The organism is Nonomuraea helvata (assembly GCF_039535785.1).
GTDB classification, from domain to species: domain Bacteria; phylum Actinomycetota; class Actinomycetes; order Streptosporangiales; family Streptosporangiaceae; genus Nonomuraea; species Nonomuraea helvata.
On sequence record NZ_BAAAXV010000001.1, the window covers coordinates 269,801 to 294,777 of the forward strand.

Annotated in this window: 19 protein-coding genes; 12 read left to right on the forward strand and 7 right to left on the reverse strand. The window is 72.3% G+C overall.

Annotation, left to right across the window (positions count from 1 at the left end; all coding sequences use genetic code 11):
- The first annotated feature begins 144 nt into the window (after positions 1–144).
- The 5 genes from ABD830_RS01180 to ABD830_RS01200 all read left to right on the forward strand — a co-directional run bounded on the left by ABD830_RS01180 (position 145) and on the right by ABD830_RS01200 (position 5,240).
- The gene (locus tag ABD830_RS01180; protein ID WP_344984341.1) at positions 145–1,437 is read left to right on the forward strand and encodes an FAD-dependent oxidoreductase; all 1,293 of its coding nucleotides are present in this window, start codon (positions 145–147) and stop codon (positions 1,435–1,437) included.
- Positions 1,438–1,439: 2 nt separating this feature from the next.
- Positions 1,440–2,822: an FAD-binding protein gene (locus ABD830_RS01185; RefSeq protein ID WP_344984342.1), complete on the forward strand. Its 1,383-nt coding sequence runs from the start codon at positions 1,440–1,442 to the stop codon at positions 2,820–2,822.
- Between the two features lie 36 nt (positions 2,823–2,858).
- Complete coding sequence (locus tag ABD830_RS01190; protein ID WP_344984343.1) at positions 2,859–3,278, forward strand: SgcJ/EcaC family oxidoreductase; 420 nt, start codon at positions 2,859–2,861, stop codon at positions 3,276–3,278.
- 174 nt (positions 3,279–3,452) lie between these two features.
- The gene (locus ABD830_RS01195) at positions 3,453–4,943 is read left to right on the forward strand and encodes an MFS transporter (protein WP_344984344.1); all 1,491 of its coding nucleotides are present in this window, start codon (positions 3,453–3,455) and stop codon (positions 4,941–4,943) included.
- Positions 4,944–4,976: 33 nt separating this feature from the next.
- A complete protein-coding gene (locus ABD830_RS01200) occupies positions 4,977–5,240 on the forward strand; it encodes a DUF1905 domain-containing protein (protein WP_344984345.1) in 264 nt (87 codons plus the stop codon).
- Between the two features lie 66 nt (positions 5,241–5,306).
- Here the strand turns inward: ABD830_RS01200 and ABD830_RS01205 are convergent, their stop codons facing one another.
- The gene (locus tag ABD830_RS01205; protein ID WP_344984346.1) at positions 5,307–6,179 is read right to left on the reverse strand and encodes an alpha/beta fold hydrolase; all 873 of its coding nucleotides are present in this window, start codon (positions 6,177–6,179) and stop codon (positions 5,307–5,309) included.
- 474 nt (positions 6,180–6,653) lie between these two features.
- Between ABD830_RS01205 and ABD830_RS01210 the strand changes: the two genes are divergently transcribed.
- The 6 genes from ABD830_RS01210 to ABD830_RS01235 all read left to right on the forward strand — a co-directional run bounded on the left by ABD830_RS01210 (position 6,654) and on the right by ABD830_RS01235 (position 12,708).
- Positions 6,654–7,652, forward strand: coding sequence for a cytochrome P450 family protein (locus ABD830_RS01210; RefSeq protein WP_344984347.1), 999 nt, complete (start codon positions 6,654–6,656; stop codon positions 7,650–7,652).
- A 16-nt stretch (positions 7,653–7,668) separates the two neighbouring features.
- Positions 7,669–9,093: an MFS transporter gene (locus ABD830_RS01215; protein ID WP_344984348.1), complete on the forward strand. Its 1,425-nt coding sequence runs from the start codon at positions 7,669–7,671 to the stop codon at positions 9,091–9,093.
- An 81-nt stretch (positions 9,094–9,174) separates the two neighbouring features.
- Positions 9,175–10,434, forward strand: coding sequence for a glycosyltransferase (locus ABD830_RS01220; protein WP_344984349.1), 1,260 nt, complete (start codon positions 9,175–9,177; stop codon positions 10,432–10,434).
- A complete protein-coding gene (locus ABD830_RS01225) occupies positions 10,412–11,128 on the forward strand; it encodes a class I SAM-dependent methyltransferase (protein ID WP_344984350.1) in 717 nt (238 codons plus the stop codon). Before ABD830_RS01220 ends, ABD830_RS01225 begins: the two co-directional genes overlap by 23 nt.
- Entirely contained in the window at positions 11,125–11,964 is an 840-nt protein-coding gene (locus tag ABD830_RS01230) for a ChbG/HpnK family deacetylase (RefSeq protein WP_344984351.1), read from the forward strand. Before ABD830_RS01225 ends, ABD830_RS01230 begins: the two co-directional genes overlap by 4 nt.
- 21 nt (positions 11,965–11,985) lie before the next feature.
- On the forward strand, positions 11,986–12,708 hold the full coding sequence (locus ABD830_RS01235; RefSeq protein WP_344984352.1) for a class I SAM-dependent methyltransferase: 723 nt from the start codon (positions 11,986–11,988) through the stop codon (positions 12,706–12,708).
- A 90-nt stretch (positions 12,709–12,798) separates the two neighbouring features.
- Here the strand turns inward: ABD830_RS01235 and ABD830_RS01240 are convergent, their stop codons facing one another.
- Both ABD830_RS01240 and ABD830_RS01245 read right to left on the reverse strand, forming a co-directional pair.
- The gene (locus ABD830_RS01240) at positions 12,799–13,497 is read right to left on the reverse strand and encodes a class I SAM-dependent methyltransferase (RefSeq protein WP_344984353.1); all 699 of its coding nucleotides are present in this window, start codon (positions 13,495–13,497) and stop codon (positions 12,799–12,801) included.
- A gap of 33 nt (positions 13,498–13,530) precedes the next feature.
- Positions 13,531–18,972 carry a type I polyketide synthase gene (locus tag ABD830_RS01245; RefSeq protein WP_344984354.1) on the reverse strand — a complete coding sequence of 1,814 codons (5,442 nt, stop codon included), beginning with the start codon at positions 18,970–18,972 and terminating at the stop codon, positions 13,531–13,533.
- 220 nt (positions 18,973–19,192) lie between these two features.
- Between ABD830_RS01245 and ABD830_RS01250 the strand changes: the two genes are divergently transcribed.
- Positions 19,193–20,827, forward strand: coding sequence for a (2,3-dihydroxybenzoyl)adenylate synthase (locus ABD830_RS01250; RefSeq protein WP_344984355.1), 1,635 nt, complete (start codon positions 19,193–19,195; stop codon positions 20,825–20,827).
- Between the two features lie 69 nt (positions 20,828–20,896).
- Here the strand turns inward: ABD830_RS01250 and ABD830_RS01255 are convergent, their stop codons facing one another.
- From ABD830_RS01255 to ABD830_RS01270, 4 genes are read right to left on the reverse strand one after another with little or no spacing between them, the layout of a single operon-like run.
- Entirely contained in the window at positions 20,897–21,700 is an 804-nt protein-coding gene (locus tag ABD830_RS01255; RefSeq protein ID WP_344984356.1) for a TIGR03084 family metal-binding protein, read from the reverse strand.
- 18 nt (positions 21,701–21,718) lie between these two features.
- The gene (locus ABD830_RS01260) at positions 21,719–22,756 is read right to left on the reverse strand and encodes a carboxymuconolactone decarboxylase family protein (RefSeq protein WP_344984357.1); all 1,038 of its coding nucleotides are present in this window, start codon (positions 22,754–22,756) and stop codon (positions 21,719–21,721) included.
- On the reverse strand, positions 22,753–24,411 hold the full coding sequence (locus ABD830_RS01265; RefSeq protein WP_344984358.1) for a GMC family oxidoreductase N-terminal domain-containing protein: 1,659 nt from the start codon (positions 24,409–24,411) through the stop codon (positions 22,753–22,755). The genes ABD830_RS01260 and ABD830_RS01265 overlap by 4 nt, the downstream gene beginning before the upstream one ends.
- Complete coding sequence (locus tag ABD830_RS01270) at positions 24,408–24,968, reverse strand: DUF5987 family protein (RefSeq protein ID WP_344984359.1); 561 nt, start codon at positions 24,966–24,968, stop codon at positions 24,408–24,410. Before ABD830_RS01270 ends, ABD830_RS01265 begins: the two co-directional genes overlap by 4 nt.
- Between the last annotated feature and the right edge of the window lie 9 nt (positions 24,969–24,977).

Genomic DNA, 24,977 nt, shown 5'->3' on the forward strand with positions numbered 1-24,977 from the left:
CGATCGTTAGTGTCGGCAGCAGAGTCAGCTGTCGACCCGAAGGACCCGGCCATGGACGGCAATGTAGGCAACCACGCGTTGGTCCTCGGCGGAAGCATCGCCGGTCTGCTTTCCGCGCGCATATTGTCCCGCTATTACGAGACCGTGACGATAGTGGAGCGCGATTGGGTCAGCGGCGCGAGCGGGCCGCGCCGGGCCATACCGCAGGGTCACCATATTCACGCCCTCCTGGCGAGGGGGCAGCAGATTCTCAACGAGCTGTTCCCCGGTTTCACGGAGGAGCTCGGCTCCGCCGGCGTGCCCGTCGGAGATTTCGGCACCAGTCTCAGCTGGTATTTCAACGGCGAAATGATCAGGAAGGCGGAGACGGGGCTGGTCTGCGTGGCGGCCGGCCGGCCGCTGCTGGAGGAGCGGATCCGCCGCCGGGTCGCCGCGATCGGCAACGTCGTCATCCGCGAGAACACCGACATCCTCGCCCTCGTCGCCGACCGCCGCGCCGGACGCGTCACCGGGGCGCGGGTGCAGAGCCGGTCGGGGGACCCGGCGATCGAGACGCTCGACGCGGACCTGGTCGTCGACGCCACGGGGCGGGGCACGAGGACCCCGCGGTGGCTGGCCGAGCTCGGTTACCCGGAGGTCGAGGTGGAGCAGGTCAAGATGGACCTGACGTACACCACCTGCGACTTCCACGGGCCGCTCACCTTCGACCCGATCGGCGACGGCATCGCCCTCCTCCCGGTCGCGACTCCGGCCGTCCCCCGTGGCGCGATCTTCGCGCGGCTGCCCGACCGGTACGCGCTGTCGCTCACCGGCCTGCTGGGCGACCGCCCGCCGACCGACCACGAGGGGTTCCTCGCCTACGCCAGGTCGCTCCCCGTTCCCGAGATCTACGAGGCCCTCCGCGACGCGGTGCCGATGGGCAGGCCGATGATGTTCCGGTTCCCGGCGAGCATCCGGCGGCACTACGAGCGCATGGCGCGCTTCCCGCGCGGCCTGCTGGTCATCGGCGACGCGGCGTGCGTCTTCAACCCCGTGTACGGCCAGGGCATGACGGTGGCCGCGATCGAGTCGACCGTGCTGGACCGGCTTCTCGCGGCCGGTCTGCCGCCGGATCCCCGCCGGTTCTTCGCCGAGCTCGCCGAGGTCATCGACGCGCCGTGGGAGATGGCCGCGAGCGCGGACCTGGGCTTCCCCGGGGTGGTGGGCCGCAGAACGCTCAAGGCGAGGATCGGCAACGCCTACGTGCCCAGGCTGCAGTCCGCCGCGGTGCACGACGCGTCGTTGAGCGTCGCGTTCCTGCGGGCGGCGGGGCTCGTCGCCCCTCCGCAGAGCCTGATGCGTCCCGGTGTGGTGTCGCGCGTGTTCAGGCGGCGGAAGGCGGCGTCCCCGGCCCCGAGCCGGCCGGATCTGACGCCTGTGTCCCCCGCCGGTGAATGACCATGGCTGACACCTCTCCGGCCGGACTCCGCCCCGCCACCGGCGCCGGGCGGGGCCCGGCCGGTGCCGGTTACGCCGACACAGACGGTCTCGACGGCGTGCCCGCACCCTCCGACGGCGTGCCCACGTTCGACGGCGTGCCCGCGTTCGACGGCGTGCTCAGCACTCACGATCGCGATCTGGCCGCGGCGTCCACGGACTTCGGACGCCACGTGCACCGGCGGCCGTCCGCGGTGCTCCGGCCGGCCGGCGCGTCGGACGTCGCGGCCATGGTCCGGTTCTGCCGGGGCAGCGGGCTGCCGGTGGTGGCGCGCGGCACCGGGCACTCCGTGGACGGCCGGGCGCTCACCCAGGGCGGGGTCGTGATCGACATGACCGCGCTGGCCGCGGTCCGGGAGCCGGCGCGTGACCGGGTCGTCGTCGAGGCCGGAGCCCGGTGGAGTGCGGTGCTGGAGGTGACCCTGGCGGCCGGCACGGCGCCCCCCGTACTGCCCGACTACCTCGGGCTGTCCGTCGGCGGCGTGCTGGCCGCCGGCGGCATCAGCGGCGCCAGCCATCGTCACGGCTGCCTGGCCGACCACGTCCACGACCTCGACGTGGTCACGCCGTCCGGCGCGCTGGTCACGTGCTCGCGGACGGAGCACCCCGCGCTCTTCGACGCCGTACGAGGGAGTCAGGGCCGGCACGGCATCATCGCCCGCGCCACGCTCGCGCTGACCCCGGCGCCCACGGCGGCCCGTCGCTACCGGCTCCCCTACCAGGAGCTCGAGACGTTCCTCGCCGATCAACAGAGGCTGGCCGCCGACCGCCGCTTCGACCACATCGAGGGGCACGCGGCCCATGCGCAGGACACGGGGTGGGGCTTCACGCTCAGCGCAGTGGCCGCCTTCGACCCTCCGGCGGAGCCCGACGACCGGGCCCTGATCGGCGACCTCGCCCATGACCGCGCCGGAGAGCAGATCGACACCGTTCCCTACCGGGACTTCCTCCACCGTGCGGCGCCGGCGGAGGCACGGCTGCGCGCGAACGGATCGTGGCACCATCCGCACCCGCGCTCCACGCTCCTCCTGCCCGGCCGCCACGCCGCGGCGCTCCTGTCGGGCGCGCTGCGCGACCTGGACCCAGGTGACCTCGGCGCCGGCGGGCAGCCGCTCATCTATCCGATCCCCACCGCGTCCATCCTGGCGCCCAACGTCCCGAGGCTGCGGGACCCGATGACCGTGGTCCTCTCGATCCCCCGTACGGCGCCGCCGGACGACCCCGCAGCGCTCGACCGGATGCGGCACGCGAATGACGCCCTGCGGACGGCCGTCGAACGAGCGGGCGGCTCCTGCTATCCGCACGATCCCGCGCATTTTCCGGCGGGCGATTCGTACGACGCCTGAGCCCTCAACAGAAAACCAAAAGAAAGGACTGCATCAATGTCCATCACCGACCAGACCACCCCAGCCATCACGGACGCGGACAAGGCGGCGGTCGCCGGACTCACCGCGCGCATCGTGGCGGCGTGGGCCAGGCACGACGCGTCCGCCTTCGCCGGTGTCTTCACCGAGGACGGCACCATGATCCTGCCCGGCGTATTTCGCAAGGGCAAGGAGGAGATCCGCGCATTCATGGCCACGGCGTTCGAAACCTCTTACAAGGGGACACGGGTCACCGGCACCCCGATCGACCTGCGATTCCTGGGCGACCGCGTCGCCGTCCTGCTGACGCAGGGCGGAATCCTCGGCCCGAGCGAAACGGCCGTCGCGGAAGAGCGCGCGGTCCGGGCCACGTGGCTGGCCGTCAAACAGGACGGCGAATGGCGCCTGGCCGCCTATCAGAACACGCCTCGTAACTGACCCGCAGCCCGCTGCATTACTGATAACGGAGAAACGTCTGACATGTCGTGTTAGTGAGAAATTCACACCGACATCGTGCGCGTATCACTTCATCGAGCAACCCGATGATTCCATACTGTGACAGCGTGCGGATGGATTCTCCGAAGCGACCATGAACACCGAAAGGAGATGATCATGGCCGATGTACATACCGACAAGGCCCCGGAGAGCGAGGAGCCCCAGCGGCACGCGGATCCGCGGCGATGGCGGGCGCTCATCCTGCTCTGCGGCTTACAGTTCATGATTTTGCTGGACATGACCGTCGTGAACGTGGCCCTGCCCCACATCCAGGACTCGCTCGGCTTCTCGGAGTCGGGGCTGGCCTGGGTCGTCAACGGCTACGTGCTGATGTCCGGCGGGCTGCTGCTGTTCGGCGGCCGCTCGGCCGACATCTTCGGCCGCAGGCGGCTGCTGCTGATCGGCGTGGGACTGTTCGCGCTCTCCTCGGCCCTGTGCGGCGCGGCCGTGTCCCAGCCCATGATGATCGTGGGCAGGATCGGGCAGGGCATCGCCGAGTCGATCGCCGCCCCGGCCTCGCTGGGCATGATCGCCCTGCTGTTCACCGATCCCAAGGAGCGCACGAAGGCGCTGGGAGCGTGGGGCGGCATCATCGCCCTGGCGGGGACCTCGGGTTATGTGATCTCCGGCGTTCTCACCGACGTGGTGTCGTGGCGCTGGATCTTCTTCATCAACCTGCCGATCGCCCTCGCCGTCCTCGTGCTCCTGCCCCGCATGGTCTCCGAGAGCCGGATGGTGCGCGCCAAGAACGCCAAGCTGGACCTGGCCGGCGCGGTCACGTCCACCGCGGGCCTGTTCGCCATCGTCTACGGCCTGCTGAAAGCGGCCGAGAGCCCGTGGGGCTCCGCGCCCGTCGTGCTGCCGCTGGTCGTCGGCGCCGGCCTGATCCTGACCATGCTCATCATCGAACGGCGTGCGACGGATCCGCTCATCCCGCTGAGCTTCTTCGCCAACCGGACCAGGACCGTCATCAACGGCGTGGCGCTGCTCTTCATGGCGGCGTTCATCTCCTACACCTTCATGATGACCCTGTTCGAGCAGCACATCCTGGACTACTCGCCGCTGCAGACCGGCCTGGCCTGGCTCCCCCTCGGCATCGGGATCGGCATCGGGATCGGCCTGGGCACCGCGTTCGTCCCGCGTGTCGGCGTCAAGGCCGTGGCCGGGGTGGGTTACATCGGAGCGGGCGTGGGGCTCGCCCTCACGAGCATGATCACCGTCGAGAGCACGTACTTCGGCGGGATCCTGCCGGGCATGGCGGTCTTCGGCCTGTTCGCGGGCCTGTCCATGCCGGCCGCGACGAACGCGGCGCTGCACGGGGTGACCGCCCAGGACTCCGGTCTGGCCTCCGGCGTGCAGAACACCGCGCTGCAGGTCGGCAGCGCGCTCGGCCTGGCCGCCCTGGTGACGCTCGCGCTCCGCAACGCCGGCGAGCAGATCCAGCGGGGTGTCGCGGCGGAGATCGCGACCACGGCGGGTTACAGTACCGCGCTGCGCGCCGGAGCCGTTCTCATGGTCCTGGGCGGGGTGCTCATCTTCGCGCTCCTGGAGCGCGTGGCCACCAAGCTGAGGGACCCGGTGGCGGAGACGGTGGAACAGGCCGGCTGAACGGCCGGCACCAAGCAGAGAGAGGAGTGGGAGATGGCCAGCGTCGACCTGACGTTCACGGTGCCCATCCAGCAGTCGGACGGGTGGACGTTCATCACGTGGCCCGAGTCCGTCGAGGTGTTCGGCACCCGCCGATCGGTCAAGGTGGCCGGCACCATGGACGGGCACGAATTCCAGACGGCGTTCATGCCCTGGGGTGACGGCACGCACCGGCTGCCCATCAACAAGCGCCTGTTCACCAAGCTGAAGAAGCAGGCGGGCGACAACGTCGATGTGCATCTGAAAGAGCGCCTCTGACATAGGCGCGGCTCACGCCGAGAGGCCCGTCCCCGTGCAGCGGTGACGGGCCTCTCGGTGCTCCGGCTACGGGCGGAAGAACTCCACCATGAGGGGAGCCACCTTCTTCTGGTCGTAGAGGTGCCCCTCGTCCGGCAGGCGGATGAGGCGGGCGTCGGGAAGCTCCTCGGAGAGGGTCACGCACGCCTCCTGGATCGCCGGCACGCTCTTGCGGCCGCTCACGAGCAGCGTGGGCGTCGTGACCCGGGGCAGCAGCTCGAACGGGATCGCGTTCTGCTGCCGGCTGATGATCGTGTCATAGACGGCCGACGGGGCCATGGAGAGGAACGCCTGCCAGGCCGGGTGGTGCCGGACCTTCTCCAGGGTCTCCTCGGTGATGAACCCGACGATGCTCATCCCGAAGTGGATGACCGCCTCCTCCCTGCGCCCCTCGGCGACGAGCCGCTTCAGGATGGCCAGCTGCTCGTCGGTGGCCCTGGGCGCGTCGTACGGCGGCTCGTACAGCCCCAGCTTCGCGAGGGGCAGCCCCATCGCCGCGGCGTGGATGGCGACCATGCCACCGGTGCAGTTCGCGAAGAGCGCCGGCGGCTCGCCGATGTGGTCGATCACCGCCGCGAGGTCCTCGACCTCCCGCTCGATCGTGTACGTCTCCGGGTCCCCGTAGTCGCTGTCACCGTGACCGCGCCGGTCGGTGTTGTAGACGGTGAAGTGACCGGACAGGATGTGCGCGAAGGGCGCGAACATCGCCTTGTCGTTCAGCCCGCCGCCGATGACCACGACGGGCGGCCCGCTCCCCGACTTCTCGAACGCGATGCGGGTGCCGTCGGCGGAGACCACGGTCTCGACCCGAAGGTCGCGCGGCCCGGCGTAGTCGTTCTCGAGCCGGAGATCCTCTGGCGCCAGTCCGTGGTCGGCCGCCGCCTGTGCCGCTTCTGCCATCAGCACGCTCCTCTGCCAAGCGAGATTGGGAATTCTCTTACGCTAGCGGCCGCACGTTCCGGCCTTTCTTCCGAATTGCTGCGGGCGCCGGTTCGGCTTTTTTGAAGATGTCCCTCTCTTGCCCAGCCCCACCCGGACAGCGCAATTTAGAAGGTTTCCGGAAAAGCGCCGCACAATACCATGCGGTATATCCGCCTGAATGACATCTTCCGGCGATTCCCGTTCTCTGGAGGCACCCGATGGAAGCTCGCTGCCCGGTGGTCCTGGACACCGCCGGCCTGGACGTCCACGCCGAGGCGGCGCGCGTCCGCGCGAACGGCCCGATCTCTCAAGTGGAGCTCCCCGGCGGCATCGTCGCCTGGGCGGTCACCGGGCACGACGTGGCCAGGCAGGTGATGTCCGACAGCCGCTTCGCCAAGGACCCCCGCAACTGGCCCAAGGTGGCGAACGGGGAGGTCCCCCCCGGACTGGCCGATGATCACGTGGGTGGTCATGGACAACATGACCACCAGGGACGGCGACGACCACAAGCGGCTGCGCAAGGTGATCGCCAGGGGGTTCACCGCCCGCCGCGTCAAGGAGACCCGGCCGCTCATCGAGAAGATCACCCAGGAGCTGCTCGACGACCTGGCGGAGACGCCGCCGGGCGAGGTCGTGGACCTGAAGGCGCGCTTCGCGTACCCGCTGCCCGCACGGGTGGTCTGCGACCTGTTCGGCGTCCCGGAGGAGGCCAGGGCCGACGCGCTGCGCGGCGGCGAGGTGAACGTCAGCACCTCCATCACCCCCGAAGAGGCCGAGGCGAACGTCGAGCAGTGGCACCGGGCGATGCTCGAGCTCGCCGAGCACAAACGACGTGAGCCCGGCGACGACCTGACCAGCCTGCTGGTCAAGCCCGACGGGGACGACGGCTCGCAGCTGTCCGACGAGGAGATGGCCGGCACGCTCCACCTCATGCTGGGCGCGGGCTCGGAGACGCTGATGAACGTCCTCAGCCACGCCGTACGCCATCTCCTCACCCACCCCGGGCAGCGTGCGCTCGTCGAGTCCGGCGAGGCGAGCTGGGACGACGTCTTCGAGGAGACGCTGCGGGTGGACTCCCCCGCCGCGATGCTCCCGTTCCGCTTCGCCACGGAGGACGTCGAGATCGCCGGCGTGGTCGTCAGGAAGGGCGAGCCGGTGCTCATGGGCTTCGCCGGCATCGGACGGGACCCGGAGATCCACGGCGACAGCGCCGGCGCGTTCGACATCACGCGCGCGGACAAGACGCACCTGTCGTTCGGCCACGGCCTCCACTACTGCCTGGGCGCGCCGCTGGCCCGGCTGGAGGCGATGGTCGCGCTGCCCGCGCTGTTCGAGCGGTTCCCGCGGATGGAGCTCGCCGTCGCACCCGAGGACCTGGAGCCGCAGGGCACCTTCATCATGAACGGCCACCGCGCCCTGCCCGTGCGGCTGAGCCCGCCGGCGGCCTCGTAGGCGTTGGGGAGAACAGATGGTCCTGACCGAAGTCGTCGATCACCAGCCGGACACGCGCCGATGGACGGCGCTCGTGCTGCTGTGCACGGCCAACTTCATGGTGATCCTCGACTCCCAGATCGTCATCCTGGCGCTGCCCTCGATCGCGGCGGACCTCGGGATGACGCCCGCCCAGGCGCAGTGGGTGCTGAGCGCGAACCTGCTGACCTTCGGCGGGCTCCTGCTCCTCGGCGGCCGGGCCGCCGACCTGCTGGGACGCCGCCGCATGTTCATGTGGGGCACGGCGCTGTTCCTGGGCGTCTCGGTGCTGTCCGGCGTCGCGTGGAGCACGGAGGTCATGCTGGCCGCCCGGGCCCTGCACGGCGTCTCCGCCGCGTTGATGGCGCCGGCCGCGCTGTCCATCCTGACGACCACGTTCCCCGAGGGCGCGGAGCGCAACAAGGCGCTGGCCGGCTGGTCCGGCATCGCCGGGATCGGCGCCACGGCCGGCCTGGTCATCGGGGGCACGCTCACCGCGAGCCTCGGCTGGCAATGGGTCTTCCTCGTCAACGCCCCCGTGGCGCTCGTGATGCTGCTGCTGAGCCCGCCGCTCCTGCCGGAGAGCCGCGACCGGCGGGCCCGGCCGACGTACGACGTGGCGGGCGCCGTGACCATCACCGCGGCGCTTGCCCTGGTCGTCTACGCCGTCGTGGAGGCGCCGGCCGCCGGCTGGGCCAGTGTGCGGACGGTGGGGCTGTTCGCGCTGGCCGCGGCGGTGGCCGGGCTCTTCGTGATCCTCGAGAGACGCTCCCCGGAGCCGCTGGTGCCGCTGCGCATCTTCCGGAGCCGGTCGCTGACCGGCGGCAACCTGGTGACGGCGCTCATGGGCATGGCCGCCTTCGGGCTGTCGGTCACCATCTCCCAGTACGCGCAGCAGGCGCTGGGCTACTCGCCGCTGGAGTTCGGCCTCAAGCAGGCCGTCATGCCCGGCATGGCGTTCGTCGGCGCCTACGCGGGGCAGGCCGTCGTCACGCGGACGGGCTACCGGCCGGTCGCCGCGGTCTGCGCGGCGCTGATGGGCGCGGGCGCGTTCCTCCTGACCCGGGCCCCGGCGGACGGCCAGTACCTGCGTGACCTCTTCCTCGCGCTGCTGATCTTCGGTGCGGGCCTGGGCGCGGGCACCGTCGCCGCCGCGGCCGCGGCGCTGTCCCGGGTCGGCGAGCGGGACGCCGGGCTCGCCTCCGGGATCAACACGGCGGCGCTCCAGATCGGCGGCGCGATCGGTGTCGCGACCGTCTCCACGGTGATCGCCGTCAACGCGACCGGCACCGACCCCGCCGGGCTGACGGCGGGCTACCAGGCGGGATTCGGCGCCTGTGTGATCTTCGCGGCTGCCGGTCTCGTCCTGACGGCTGCCGTGCGCTCACGCTCGCGGCAGCCGAGCGGCGTCCCGTCCGAGTGAGTTCGCAGCGGTGGCCGCACCCCTGTGGCCACCCGACGTTCGCCCGCCCCCCGTGATACTCGAAATGGACACGGTGCCACAGTGAAGAATCTAACCGAGCCCGTTCCCCTGGCGGATGCTCCGTCATCCGCGCCGGTCGTCGAGATCGTGGTGCCCGTCTACAACGAGGAGAAGGTCCTCGAGACGAGCATCCGCCGTCTCAACGCCTATCTCACGGCCAGCTTCCCCTACTCGTTCCTGATCACCATCGCGGACAACGGCAGCACGGACAGCAGCTGGGAGCGGGCCACGTCGCTGGCCGAGGAGCTCGCCAACGTCAACGCCCTCCGCATCGAGACGAAGGGCCGCGGGCTGGCCCTGCGCCGCGCGTGGACGCAGAGCCGGGCGGAGATCGTCGCCTACACCGACGTCGACCTGTCGATCGACATCGTCGCGTTCCTGCCGCTGGTCGCCCCGCTGCTGTCGGGCCACAGCGACATCGCGATCGGCACCCGGCACGCCAACGGCTCGCGGGTCGACCGGACCGTGAAGCGGGCCGTGCTGTCCAGGACGTACAACTACCTCCTGCGGGCCACGCTGGGCGCCCGCTTCACCGACGCCCAGTGCGGCTTCAAGGCCGGTCGCCGCGAGGTGGTCCAGGCCCTGCTCACGGCCGTCGACGACAACAAGTGGTTCTTCGACACCGAGCTCCTGCTCGTCGCCCAGCGCAACGGCCTGCGCATTCACGAGGTGCCCGTCGACTGCCTGGACGACCCGGACAGCTCCGTCGACCTGTGGCGCACCTCGTACGAGGATCTGCTCGGTCTCGTCCGGGTCGCCCGCAAGGCCGTCGCCGACGCGCTGCACGTGCCGCTGCCGCTGTCCCCCTACCGCGCCGCCGGCTCGGCGGGCGGGGCGTGGCGCCTGGCGCGGCTCGCGGTCGTCGGTGTCCTCAGCACGCTCACGTACCTGCTGCTCTTCCTCGTCCTGCGCGCCGTCGCGCCGGTCATGGCCGCCAACGCGATCGCGCTGCTCGGCACCGCCGTGCTCGGCACGGCGGTCAACCGGCGCTTCCCGTTCGGCATCAGGGGCATCCAGTACGCGACCCACCACCAGCTCGAGGCCGCGGGCGACTTCCTCATACGCGTCGTGCTGAGCAGCGCGGTCATCCTCGCCTTCCAGGGCTTCGCGCCGGCCGTGTCGGGGACGGCCGAGGTCCTCGTCGTCTGCGCGGTCGTCATCGTCGCCCCGCTGCTCAGGTTCCTGCTGCTCCGCCCGTGGCGCGGCGCCTCACGGAGACATCCGGAAGATCGGCCTGAGGAACGGGTGGTGAGGCAGCGTGAGCACACGCCGTCCCGATGAGCGGGAGTACGTTCACGAGCGGCTCGGGGAGCGTTTCGAGGAGGCGCTGTCCCCCTACGACACCGCCCGCCGGGTCGAGACGCTCGTCGACGAGTTCCTGACCGACGACATGGTGCGCGGCAAGGAGGCCCTCGACGTCGGCTGCGGGCTCGGCTACTTCAGCCGGCGCCTGCACGAGCGCGGGGCCCTCGTCACCGCCACCGACCTCGGTCCCGGCCTCGTCGAGGAGACGCGGCGCCGGGTCGGCTGCCGCGGCGAGGTGGCCGACGCGCTGCGCCTCGTGGACCACTTCGGGCCCGGCCGCTTCGACGTGGTGGTCTCCTCGGAGTGCGTCGAGCACACGCCCGACCCCGCCGAGGCCCTGCGGCAGATGGCGGGCGTGCTCAAGCCGGGCGGCCACCTGGCGATCAGCACGCCGAACCTCCTCTGGCGCCCGGCCGTCATGCTCGCGACCCGCCTCGGCCTGCGGCCGTTCGACGGTTTCGAGAACTTCAGCACCTGGCGCTCGCTCCGCGCGCCCCTGGAGGAGAGCGGCGTCACCGTGCTGCGGGAGAAGGGGCTGCACCTGTTCCCGTTCCAGTTCGGAGCGCACGCCCTCTCGCGCCGCTGTGACACGCGCCTGCAGCCGCTGCGCTCCCTGATGATCAACCTCTGCCTTCTCGGGCGGAAGCGCGGCCCGTACGTGAGCTCATGAACAGGCTCCTGATCATCAACGCGGACGACTACGGGCTGACCGAGGGGATCGCCCGCGGCATCCTGCGCGCCCACCGGCACGGCGTGGTGACCAGCACGTCCGTACTCGCGGTCGCGCCGTGCCTGCGGCGCACCGCCCGCTGGCTCGCCGACGCGCCCGCGCTCGGCACCGGTGCGCACCTGGCGTTGATCGGAGTGGACCCGCCGGTGCTGACCAGCAGGGAGATCCCCACGCTCACGACGCGGCGCGGCGGGTTCCCGAGGGAGTGGCGGTCCTTCCTGGCCAGGGCCGCGGCGGGGCGGATCGACCCCGCCGACATCGAGCGCGAGTTCTCCGCCCAGCTCGAGCGCCTCACCGGCGAGTGCGGCCTGCGGCTGACCCACCTGGACACCCATCAGCATCTGCATCTGTGGCCGCCGGTCTCCCGCGTGGTCGTCGCTCTCGCGCGCCGCTGGGGCGTCAGGGCCATACGGCTGCCGTCCAGCCGCGCCCGCGGGCCGAAGGGAGCGGGGATCCGGCGCCTGGGCGGCCGGCTGGAGCGGCTGACCGGGGCGGCGGGGCTGCTCGGCACCGAGGCGTACGCCGGGCTCGACGAGGCGGGCTGCCTCACCCTGCCCCGGCTCATGACGACGGTCGGCCGGCTGGCCGCTTCGGGGGCCGCCACCGTCGAGATCAACTGCCACCCCGGCGAGGGTCACGACGCCGCCGCCCGCGCCCGCTACTCGTGGGGCTTCCACCGGGCCGGCGAGCTCGCGGCGCTGACCAGCCCGGAGCTCCGGGACGAGATCGCCAGGTACGGCTTCCGCACCGGCACCTACGCCGACCTGCCCATGTAGCGGCCTCGGAGGAGAGATCACATGTCTGCCTGGCTCGACGCGTGGAACGGTGACCAGAGCCTGTACGTCAACGACCGCCACAGGCGGTGCCACTACAGCGCGATGGCGGAGGAGATCATCGCCCTGCTGCCGCCCGGCGCCCGCCGGGTCCTCGACTACGGCCCGGGTGAGGCGCTGTCCGCCGGGCGTGTCGCGGAGGCCTGCGAGGAAGTGATCCTCTGCGAGGCGGCGGACACCATGCGGGCCGCGCTCGCGGGACGGTACGCCGGTCATCCGGGCGTGACGGTGATCGGCCCCGACGGGCTGGCCCGGCTCGCCGACCGCTCCGTGGACCTTGTCGTCGTGCACTCGGTGGTGCAGTACCTCAGCGCGGACGAGCTGGACGTCCTGCTGCGCGAGGCGCACCGCCTGCTGGCGCCCTGCGGCCGGTTGGTCCTCAGCGACCTGGTGCCTCCGGGTGCGGGACTGCTGTCGGACGCCGTGGAGCTGCTCCGGTTCGGCTTCAGGTCGGGCTTCCTCGTGGCCGCGGTGGTCTCGCTGGCCCGCACGGCGTTCTCGCCGTACTCGCGGGCCCGCCGCCGCCGTGGCCTCACCCGGCTCTCCGAACGCCAGATGGCCGGCCTGGCACGCCAGGCGCGGCTCACGGGCAGGCGCCTGCCGGCCAATCTCGGCAACAACCGGACCCGCTGGGCGTTCCTCGCCCACCGGGCCGACACCACTGCCGGGGCGGGCCGCGTCGAGTAGCCCGCCTGGCCGCAGCGCTGGCCCTCGCCCGGGGTCCCAGCCGGCGCGGCCGCCGGGCGTTGCGGCGGCCGGGCCGGCTGGGCGGCACCGTCATGGGGCTCGGTGCGCCCGCAGGATCAGTGAGACCCCGTTGAGCGACCGCACCGGAAGGTGGCGCTCGGCGGCCACGATCGCGGTGAGGCAGGCGTTGACCCAGGCGGGCGGTGCGACGACGTCGCTGCCGGTCGCCCGCCGCCGGTGCCAGGCCGCGACCGGCCGCAGCAGGACGTTCCAGCTCCACAGCTCGTCGATGACGAGCCCGGCCCCCTCGACGCACCGGGCCAGACCTTCGCGGCCGTACCTGCGGAAGTGCTGCGCGACCTCGTCGTGCGCCGACCACAGGCGCATGTCGGCGGGAACGGTGATCAGCGCCGTGCCTCCAGGGCGCAGGACGCGGAAGATCTCGGCCGCCGCGAGGTGATCCTCCTCGATGTGCTCGAGGATCTCGAACGCGGTGACCAGATCGAACGTGCCGTCCGGCCAGGGGAGGTCGCGCGCGTCGGCGTGCACGGCGTTGAGCCCGCGGGCGCGCGCGATGTCCACGGCGGTCTCCGAGATGTCGCCGACCACGGTGTCCCAGCCGTGTTCGACCAGGACCTGGGAGTTTCCACCGCCGGCGGCCCCGATGTCCAGGGCACGTCCCGGCGGGCCCAGGCGGCGGATCTCGCGAGCGAGAATGTTGCGCTTCTCCCTGAACCACCAGTGACGTTCCTCGATGTCCGCCATGCGGTGGATCTCAGCCGATCTCACGGTGCTCCCTTCCCGGTCCTGTCACCGCTCGCCCTAGACGAGCGCCGCCAGCGGTTCGGCCGCCGCCACGTCCGCCTCCTGTCGCGCGCGCACGCTCTCGATCAGGTACTCGGCCAGCGCGACGACGTTCGGCTTGGCCCAGAGGATCGTCGGCGCCAGCTCGACCCCGTACCGCCGTTGCAGCCGCATGCGCAGCGGCACGGCCAGGACGGAGTCGACGCCGAGCTCGATGAGCGGCCGCTTCAGGTCCACGTCGGCGGGATCCAGGTTGAGCTCGGCCGCCACCTGGGCGCGCACGTCCTCGGTGACCAGCTCGCGGGCCTCGTCATCGGGGAGCGCGGCCACGTCGACGGCGATGGCGTCCGCCGCCGCGGCGGCGTCGCCGCCGTCGGGAGCGGTCAGCTCCCTGAACATCGGCAGCCGCGGCGCGTTCGGCGGGGTCGGCAGCACCCGGAGGATCGCCTGGTACGAGGACCGGAACCGGTCGCCGAACGCCCACGCCCGGAAGGCCTCGGACGCCGTGACGGCCTCCAGGCCGCGGGAGTTGGCCTCGAGCATCGTGGCCGAGAGGTTCGCGGACAGCCCCAGGCCGCGCCACGAGGTCCAGCCGAGGCTGATCGTCTCGGTGTGCCCGCCCGCGTTGCGGTGCCGGGCCAGGGCGTCCAGGAACGAGTTGGCCGCCGCGTAGCTCGCCTGCCCGGTGAGGCGGGCGAACTGTCCGCACGAGGAGAACAGCACGAAGAAGTCGAGCCGGCCGGGCGGGAAGAGCCGGTGCAGCGCGAGTGCGCCGTCGACCTTGGGCGCGAGCACGTCACGCAGGCCGTCGAGCTCGACCTTGTCGACCATCGCGTCGTTGACCACGCCGGCGGCGTGCACGACACCGGTGATCGGCGGCAGCCCGAGCGCGCCGGGCGTGAGCACCTCCGCTACCTGGTCGGGGTCGGTGAGGTCGAGCGGTACGACGGCGACCGTGACCCCCTGCGCCTCGAGCGCCAGGATGCTCGCGATCCGGTGGCGGACGTCGGGGTCGGCGACCGAGCCCCATGCGGCGCGCGGAGGCAGCCCGCTCCTGCTCGCCAGGAGCAGCCTGCGCGCCCCGCGTTCCGCCAGCCATCGGGCGACCTCCAGGCCGAGGGCGCCGAGGCCGCCGGTGATGAGGACGGTTCCCGACGGGGAGCACCGCAGCGGGCTGCCGTCGGCGCTGCGCTCGATCGGGCTCAGCCGAGCGGCCTCAGCTCCGTCGCCGGTCAGCGAGATGACGTCCTCGTCACCCGCGGCCCCGCGCATGAGGTCGAGCAGACGGGAGCCGGTGTCGTCCCGTACATCGGGAATGTCCACGGCCCCGCCCCACAGATCGGGGTGCTCGCCGGCGATGATGCGGGACACGCCCCACAGCGGGCCGTGCGCGAGCGACCGCTGGTCGCGCGCGTCCCGCACGCCGCGGGTCACGCACCAGAGCCGCTGCGGCGCGGCCCCGCCGTTCCTGCCGATCTCCACGAGGCGCTGCGCGGTGCGGATCAGCGTCCAGGTCGCGCGTTCGGCCGCCGCTTCCACCTCGCCGGGGCCCGCCGACGCTGCCAGGCCGCCGGACCCCATGGATGCCTCCACCTCGCCGGGCTCGCCGAGTGGCGGGACGACGACGACGGCGCCGGGCCGGGCGAGGATGCCCCGATCGATCCCGGCCGCCCAGGAGTCGTCCGTGCCGCCGGGAGACACCACGGCGCAGGGCGTGCCCGCGCTCTCGAGCTGGGCGGCGAGCACGGCGGTCGCGTCGTCGCCGCCGACGAGGACGACCTGCTCGACGGGCGTGTTCCCGCCGGATGACACGTTCCGCCACACCACCTCGTGGACGAGGTCCCGCGGCAGTACGGCGGTGCCCAGATGGTCGACGGGAGCGAAGCGCAGGCCGGTGACCTCGCAGACGATCTCGCCGTCCTCGTCGGCGACGATCACGTCCACGGTGTCCTGGGGTGAGGCGGGTGAGCGCTCGCTGTGCACGATGATCCGCGCGGGCGGCTCGCCGCGGAAGGCCACCCTCCCGATCGAGCGTGACATCCACAGCACGTCGGCGTCCCCCGGCGACACGACCGCCGCGCTGATCGTCAGAGCCCCGTCCAGCACGTGGGCCCAGCTGCTCGCGCGCGTGGCGGGTCCCGGCTCGATGACCATGAGGGCGATCTGTTCCTGGTCGTCGCCGCGCAGCTCGTCGAGCTCCCACGGGAAGGCGTACCCCTCCACCCCCATCCGCTGGAACATCGTGTCGATCCTGGCGGGCACGCTCAACGGCAGGCGCGCGCGGACGGCCGCGTGATCGAGCGTGCCGGAGGGCAGGACGCCGCCGGCGTCGACGGTCGCGGTGGTGTGCGTGATCCACTCGTCGCCGTCGTCACCGGCGTCGGCGAGCCGGGTGGCCAGCGACAGCGACCCGCCCTCCCGTACGATCTGGACCACGCGCGGGGGCTCGACCGCGAGCGCGGTGCGCAGCCCGATGTCGGTGAGCGCGGGCTGAGCACCGCCGTCCTCGGCCGCCGCGGCCATGAACGTGTTGAGGATCGACGCCGCCGGGGTGACCTCCACGCCGTCGAGCCGGTGGCTCTGCGGGTAGGGCCGGCTGGACAGGTCGAGGTGGGTCTGCCAGACCTTCCTGGAGGAGGCGCCGCTGACCGTCATCCTGCCGCCGAGCAGCAGATGGCGGTCCGCCTCGTGCCCCTGTCCGAGCCCCGTGCCCGCCGTGGACTCCGGGAAGATCCAGTACGGGCGGTGCTGCCAGGCAGCGGCCGGCAGGTCGAGCAGCGCGCCGTGGGCGTGGTGCCGTGACCAGTCGATCTCGGCGCCGTTGCAGTGGAGCTTGGCGAGGTTGGCGAGGATCGTCTCGGTCTCGTCGGTGTTCCTGCGCGACGTGACGGCCTGCACCGCGTCGTCCACGTCGAGGTACTGGCAGGTCTCCATGATCGAGTGCGTCACGATGGGGTGCGACGAGATCTCGAGGAACAGCCGGTGGCCGTCCAGGACCGCCGCCTGGACCGCCTCCGAGAAGCGGACCGGGTTGCGCAGGTTCGCGGCCCAGTAGGCGCTGTCGCGCGCGGCCGTCGATCGCGGGTCGGCCATGGCCGTGCTGTAGAGGCGGACGCGCGGCGGTGCGGGCGTGAGGTCCGCCGCCGCGGCTTCGACCTCGGCCACGACGCGGTCCACGTGCCTGCTGTGGAACGCGATCTCCGTGTCGACCCGCCTCAGCTCCACGCCGTCCTCGGCCCAGCGCGTGACCAGGCGGTCCACGGCGGCCCTGTCGCCGGAGATCACCGTCGACTGCGGGGCGGCGGCGATGGCCGCCTCGAGACCGTCCTCCCCGGCCAGGCGCCGGCTGACCTCGTCGAAGGACAGCCCGGCCATCACCATGGCGCCCTGTCCTTCCAGACGCTGCAGCGCGGCCGCCCGCCGGCAGGCGAAGCGGGCTGCCTCCCGCAGGTCGAGCGCGCCCGCGGCCACCGCGGCGGCGATCTCTCCGACGGAGTGCCCGACGATCGCGTCGGGCTCGACGCCGTACCCGCGCCAGACCTCGGCCAGACCGACCTGGATCGCGAACGTCAGCGCCTGGACGTGCGCCGCCGTCCACGGCCCGCCGCCCTCGATCGCCTCGCGGGGTGTCCAGCCCAGCTCGGCGCGGAAGATGTCCGCCAGGGAGTCGATCGCCGCCGCGAACCCCGGGTGGGTGGCGAGCAGCCGCCTGCCCATGCCGGGCCACTGGGCGCCGTGTCCGGAGAACACCCAGACGAGCGAGTTCGCACGGCCGGAGGGGACGCGGTCGGACACCACGCCGGGCGAGGTCCCCTCGTCGGCGAAGGCACGCAGGCGCTCGGTCAGCTGCGTGGCGGAGCCGGCGATCACCACCGCGCGCTGCGCCATGTGGGAGCGGCGCCGGGACAGCGTGTGCCCGACCGACGCCGGTGCCGTGCCCGGGTGAACGGTCAGCCAGTCCGCGACGGAGCCCGCCAGCGCGCGCAGCCCTGACTCCGACATGGCCGACAGGGGAAAGACCGCCGCCTCACGCGCCGCGCCCGCTGACACGAGCTGCCCGTGCCCATTCACACCCACCGAAGCCGTACGCCCATCCGCTCCTACGGGTGCCGTGAGGTCGTGTGCACTCGCGGGTGGGGCGGGCGCGTCGCCTTCCTCCAGTACGAGGTGGGCGATCGTGCCGCCCACGCCGTAGCTCGAGACCCCGGCGATCCTGGCCCGCTCGCTCCTGGGCCACGACGTGGGCGTGCCGACCAGGTGCAGCCCGGTGTCGGCGAGGGCCGGATTGGGCTCGTCGTGGAGGCTCGGCGGCAGCTGCTCGTGCTCGAGGGCGAGGACCGTCTTTATGACCCCGGCGATCCCCGACCCGCCCTCGACGTGGCCGATGTTCGGTTTGGCCGACCCGATCAGGCAGGGACGCCCGTGCGCTCTCCCCGCGCCGAGCACCCTGGCGAGGGCCTTGATCTCCATGCCGTCGCCGGCCGGGGTGCCCGTCCCGTGCGCCTCCACGTAGTCGACGTCCTGCGGCGCCACCCCGATGCGGGCGTAGATCTCGCGGAGCATGTGCTCCTGCGCCTCGGCGCTGGGCGCCATCATGCCGTCGGAGCGCCCGTCCTGGAAGACGCCGCTGCCGAGGATGACCGCCCGTACGGGGTCGCCGTCGCGGCGCGCGTCGGACAGCCGCTTGACGACGACCACTCCCGCGCCCTCGCCCCGGCCGTAGCCGTCGGCGCCACTGTCGAACGCCTTGCTGCGGCCGTCGGGCGACATCGCGCCCGCGCCTTCGAGGGCGACGTTGAGCGCGGGAGTGGCGATGATGTTGACGCCGCCGACGATCGCGAGCGAGGTCTCCCCCGATCTCAGCGCCTGGCCGGCGACGTGGAGCGCGGTCAGGGAGCCCGCGCAGGCCGTGTCGACGGCCATGCTCGGCCCGCGCAGGCCGAGGAAGTACGAGACCCGGTTCGCGATGCCGTAGAACGTGGTGCCGTTCACCGCGTACGCGCCGGTGCGCGGGATGTCCTCCAGCAGGCGCCGGCCGTAGTCGTTGGAGTTGGCGGCGACGTACACGCTCGCGTCGGTGCCGTTCAGCGACAGCGGCGCGACGCCGGCGTTCGCCAGGGCCTCCCAGGAGAGCTCGAGCATGAAGCGCTGCTGCGGGTCGAGGAAGTCGGCCTCTTTGGGCGAGATCCCGAAGAAGTCGGCGTCGAACCCTTCGATGTCATCGAGGAACGAGCCACGGCGGGTCGTCTCCCGGATGATCACTGTGGCCTGGGGGCTGCTCGCCGCGTACGGCTTCCAGCGTTTCTCCGGCATATCACCGACCGCGCTCTTTCCTGCGACGAGAAATTCCCAGAGCCGCTCGGGAGAGTTGAGGTCCGGCGCGAACCTGCAACTCATTCCGATAATGGCAATGGGCTCGCCGGACGCTGCGTGCTCACTCAAGTGATCTCTCCTCTGCAACGGATACCGTGGAAAATCAGGGGGGAGCCGACAATCCTGGTGAGGCTATTTTCGGCGGGGCGATTCCCCGGGACATCTCCAGTCGTGCCGCTCGGGCCACGCAATAACCGAGATGCCGGATTCAGCCGGCGCTTCTTATGCTCCGGGCGGAGAAGTGCGAGCCGTTGTTCCGGGGAGTGTCATGTCGGTTGCAGCAGCAGTACACCCGACCAGATCGGGCATGGTTCCGTGGCCGGAGGAGGCGGTGGCCCGCTACACGGCCAGGTCGTACTGGGAGGGGCTGTCGCTGGGCACACACCTGGCGCGGTCCGCACGGGACGATCCGGACGCCACATGCCTCGTCGACGGCCCGACCCGGATGACCTATCGGGAGCTCATGGCCAGGGCCGACGGCGCCGCCGCCCGGATGGGCGCGCTCGGGGTGCGTCCCGACGACCGGGTCGCGATACAGCTGCCCAACCGCTGGGAGTTCGTCGTCATGACCGTGGCCTGCCTGCGGCTCGGCGCGGTGCCGGTCTGGCTGCTGCCCCAGCACCGCCGGAGCGAGGTCCTCGGCGTGGTGGCGCATGCGGAGGCCAGGGCGCTCGTCGTGCCCGGCACGTTCAAGGGGTTCGACCACCGGGCGATGGCGCTGGAGATCGCGGCCGCCGTCCCCAGCTGCGACCACGTCATCGTGGTCGGCGCCGAGGCCGGGCCCGGCGCGATCGGCTTCGGACCGTTGTGCGAGCCCGCGGAGGATCCGGAGGCGACCGCGAGGGATCTCGACGCGGCCGCGCCGGGCGGGGACGCCGTCGCGACGCTGCTGCTCTCCGGTGGGAGCACGGGCGTTCCCAAGCTCATCCCGCGCACCCACAACGACCTCACGTACATGATCAAACGCGCCGCCGAGATCTGCGCGTTCGGGCTGGACACGACGTATCTGGCCGTGCTGCCGCTCGGCCACGGGTTCGTCAACACCGGCCCCGGCGTGCTCGGCGCGCTCCTGGCCGGCGGCAGGGTGGTGATCGCCCGGTCCCCCGCCCCCGAGCAGGCGCTGCCGCTGATCGAGCGGGAGCGGGTCACCGCCACGTCCGTGGTGCCGGCCATCGTGCAGCGCTGGCTCGAGCACCGCGCCGCGGACCCGGGCGCGGTCCTGAGTTCCCTGCGCCTGCTCCAGGTCGGCGCCTCCAGACTGGCGGACGGCGTCGCCGAGGAGATCGGCCCGAAGCTGGGCTGCACGCTACAGCAGGTGTTCGGGATGGGCGAGGGCCTGCTGTGCCTGACGCGTCCCGACGATCCGTACGACGTCATCACCAGGACGCAGGGACGCCCGATCTCCGCCGACGACGAGATCCGCGTCGTGGACGAGGAGGGGCGGCCGGTACCGGCCGGAGAGCCGGGGATGCTGCTGGCCCGCGGCCCCTACACGATCAGGGGCTACTACCGCTCGCCCGAGATCGACCGCCGCTCGTTCGTCGGGGACGGCTGGTACCGCACCGGCGACATCGTGCGCCGCACCGCCGACGGCAACCTGGTGGTGACAGGGCGGGACAAGGACGTCATCAACCGGGGCGGCGAGAAGATCAACGCCGAGGAGGTCGAGAACTTCGCCCATCGGGTGCCCGGCGTCCGGCAGGCCGCCGCGGTGGCGATGCCCGACCGGGAGCTCGGCGAGACCGTCTGCCTCTACGTCGTCCCGGTCCCCGGCGAGCGCGTGACCCTGGAGGAGGTCCGTGCGGTGCTGATGGACGCGGGCGTGGCCCGGTTCAAGTTCCCCGAGAGGGTGGTCGTCGTCGACTCCCTGCCGGTGACCAACATCGGCAAGCTCGACAAGGCGGCGCTGCGGGAGGACGTCAAGCGGCGGCTGCTCGCCTGACCGGGATGGAATGACCGGCACCCGCCGACCGTCGCGGTCGGCGGGTGCCGGTCATTCCCCTGCGGTCCGTCAGGCCGGGACCCGCGCGAACTGACCGGGGCGGCGGCCCGGTCCGGCGGGGCCGCGGTAGGCCTGGGCGATGTCCAGCCAGGCGTCGGCGTCGGCTCCCACCGCGATGACGTCGCAGTCGGCGCGGTGCCGGCGCCGGGTCACCAACAGGCAGAAGTCGAGCGCCGAGCCGGTGATCCGCTGGTCGGCGCTCTCGGGGCCGTAGGCCCACAGCTCGCCCGACGGCGCGGTCAGCTCGTACCTGAACTGCACGTCCGGCACGGTCAGCCCGCGCGCCTGGTAGCCGAAGTCCCAGGTCAGCACCGCGAACAGCACGAGGTACCTGAGGCGGTCGGTGGGCACGCGCGGGATCTCGAGCGCGTCGAGGATGTCCTGGCCGTGGGCGAACGTCTCCATGATGCCGGCCGAGGACAGGATCTCGGGCGGGAGCGGCCGCACCAGCCAGGGGACCACCTGCCCCTCCGGCACCGCGGCCAGGGCGCGGATCCCGTCCGCGCGCTCCTGCCGCCAGCGTGCGAGCAGCTCCTCGGGCGGCAGCACGATGTACTCCTGCACGGCGGCGTTGACGGCCTCGTTGAAACCGCCCTTGATGGACGCCGTCATCGCACGGAACGCGTCGGGGTCGGACGCCGCCAGCCCCGCGATCCGGAACATGAAGGACAGGTGCCCCACCTGGTGCGCGACCGTCCAGCCGGGGGCGGGCGTCGGCTCCGCCCATTGCGGGGCGGCCAGGCCGGCCAGGATCCGGTCCAGCTCCGCGCTCTCCTCGGTGAGGTCATGGATCACTTTCGGCAGTTCGCTCATGTGTCGGTCCTCTCTGGTTTACCTGAGTGCTCGCCGTACTGCCGTGCTCGCCCAGTGCCGGGCGGCCGTGAAGCTCGCCCACGCGGTGAGCTCGACGAGCCTGCGGTCGTCCGCCGCGTCCCGGCGGAAGTCGTCGATCACCGTGGCGTCCACCTGGTACGCGGCGATCGCCGTCAGCAGCGCCAGCCGGCCGGCGGCGCGCTCGCCGGGCCGCAGCCGCGCGGCGGACTCGTCCGCCCAGCCGCGGCCGAGTCCCGGTGGCCATCCCGCGCGTGCCGTGAGCTCGGTGCGCACCAGCTCGCGCACGTCATCGGGCACCGCCGCCGGCCCCGCCTGCTCCAGGACCGCGGCGGCCCCGGCGAACGCCTGCCGCACGGCGGCGTTCCCCGAGGCCCAGCCCAGGTCGTCCGGGAGCGCGGCGGGGGCGAGCAGGCGGGCCGACGCCCCCGGTGCACGGCCTCCCCGTACGAGCGGCCGCGTGAGCAGGCCGATCAACCGGCGCGGCACGGACCGCCCGGCCGGGAACAGACCTCCCGGCAGGAACACGTTGACCATGCGGTTCAGATAGTGGAAGGTCACGGCCGTGCCCCAGAGCTCCGGCGCCTGCCCGGCCGGTACCGGCACGTCATCGAGGCCGCCCGCGGCCCACACCACGGCGCGGCGGACCTCTGCGTCGGCGATCTCCCCGGTCCTGCCGGCGGCCACGGCGGCGGCGTCGGGCCCGGTCATGAGCCCGTACGCCATCGTGCCGTGCACGTCGAGGCAGTACGGGCACGCGTTCCGCCTCGACACCGCGGCCGCCACCGCCTCCTTGACCGTGCGGCTCACGGCACCCGAGGCCACCAGCGACTCGCGCAACATCGCCCAGGCCGCCGCCAGCACGTCGGGCGCGGGCGAGTGCAGCGCGATCGGCGGCGCGAGCATCCCGAAGTCGCGCTCGACCTGGGCGTAGACGTCCGCGACCAGCCCGCGTGCGGCGCCGGGCGGGACCGGGGCGACGTGGCGCACCCGCTCCAGCGCCCCGCGCCGGACGACCCGCCCGAGCAGGGCCGTCATCGCCGGCCCACGAGGTGCGCCACGCCCCGTCGCCCGCTGGTGCCGCCGTCGGGGGCGGGCGCGCCGTAGCGGACCTGCACGCCCCGCTCGCGCGCGGCCTCGACGATGCCGGGGACCGCGCGCTCGGCGAGCGCCGCGATCGTCATCGCCGGGTTGACCGTCAGCGCGCCGGGCACCGCGGCACCGTCGGTGACGAAGATCCCGGGGTGGCCGCGCAGCTCGTGGCGGTCGTCGAGAGCCGACGTGGCCGGGTCGTCCCCGATCCGGCACGAGGCCAGCGGATGCACCGTGTACGCGCCGACCACGTCGTTGGACCAGGCCTCGGCGTGTCCCAGCCCATCGCGTTCGAGGATCTCCTTGGCCTCGGCGTCCGCCTGCGCCCAGGCCCGCAGCGTGCTGGGCGACGGGTCGTAGCGCAGCGTGCCCCGCCCCAGCATCTGCTGGCTGATCCGGACGGCGTTGCCGGTGGGCGGAGGCGGCCCGAAGACGCCCTCGTTGCTGTCCTCGATCATCTCGAAGATGATCAACCAGGACTTCCAGCGCTTGAGCATCTCCTTCTTCGACGCCCCGAACCACGAGGGTCCCGTGCCCTGCGCCAGGCCGCCGGGCACCTGGGCCAGGATCGTGCCGAGGCCGGGCGGGAAGTAGAGCTGTTCCAGCGAGTAGCGGGTGAACTCGGGCAGCGAGCCGTCCAGCCGGTCCCAGTTGGCCACGCAGGGCCCCTTGCCGATGTGGAAGGCCTCGTACGCCGTCCCGTCCTCGCGCTCGAGCCCGAGCACGTCGCGCACGCGCTCCTCGTTCATGACGGCGGTGACCAGCCGTTCGCCGTTGCCGGAGAAGTACCGTCCGACCGCGTGCGGCATCGGGCCGAGCTCCGGTTCGCTGCGCTGCAGGATGACGGGGGTGGCGCCGGCGCCGGCCGCGAGGACGACGATCCTGGCGTCGATCGCGCCGGACTCACCGCGGATCCGGTAGTCCTCGCCGTCGATGACGTCGTAGTGCACGCGGTAGCCGCCGTCGTCGTTCCGGGTGATGCGCTGCACCTCGTGCAGCGGCCGCACGCTCGCGCCATGCGCGACGGCGGCGGGCAGGTAGTTGGTGAGCAGCGAGCGCTTGGCCCCGAACCTGCACCCGGCCATCATCCAGTTGCACTTGACGCACGTGTCGTTGTCGATCGCGACCGGGACGGGGTTCGCGGTGCGGCCGGAGTGGTCGCAGGCCGCGGCCCACAGGCCGCCGGGATAGGAGACGTCCTCCCATCCCTGCGTGCTGACGGGGATCGACTCCGCGACGCGGTCGTACCACGGGTCCAGCGTGTCCCGGCTGATGCTCGCCGGCCACATCCTCCTGCCGATCCCGCCCTGCCGCTCGAACACGAACCGGGGCGCGCGCGGCATGGCGGCGAAGTAGATGACGCTGCCGCCGCCGACGCAGTTGCCGCCGAGCACGTTCATGCCGTCGCCCACGGTGAAGTCGAAGATCCGTGTGTACGACGACCCCAGCTTGTAGTCGTGCTCGAACTCCTCCGTCTCCAGCCACGGCCCGCGTTCGAGGATGACGACGCCGGCGCCTCCGGCCGCGAGGTGGTAGGCGGCGATGGCGCCGCCGAAGCCGCTGCCCACGACGAGCACGTCGGTCCGTTCCACGCCGGTCATCGCAGGCTCCCCGAGGGGGTGGTGTCCGGGTGCGGGCGGGCCAGCGGCCGGCCGTAGGAGTTCTTGGGGTGTCGCCAGAGCCCGTCCGGGTCAGGGGGCGTGATCCCCATCGAGGTGAGCCCGGGATGGCCGCCGGCGATCGCCTCGGCGGTGTGCAGGTGCGGGGCGGCGTCGTACGACATGTAGCAGAACAGCGCGAGCAGGACCCACAGCTCCTGCTCGGGGTGGCCGGGCGACGTCAGGAGCGTCACCAGCTCGGTGCGCCGCTCGAACGACAGGGCGGCGAACGGGGGCAGGGCCGGATCCAGCGTCAGCCGGTGTTCGGCGGCGAATTGCCGCGTGTGCGCGTTGAGGTCTCTGACGTAGTCGTCGAGCGCGCCGGTCAGGCCTGTCGCGTCCCATTGCAGCAGCGGCAGCGCGCCCGCCGCGACGGCGCCGCCGCCCTCCGAGGCCCCCGCGACGGCGACATCGCCGGGAAACCGTTTCTCGCCGGGAACGATCGTGTCGGCGAACGCCTCCAGGGTGAGCGTGCGCTCATGAGCTCGGTCCGAATCCATGGCTCCATG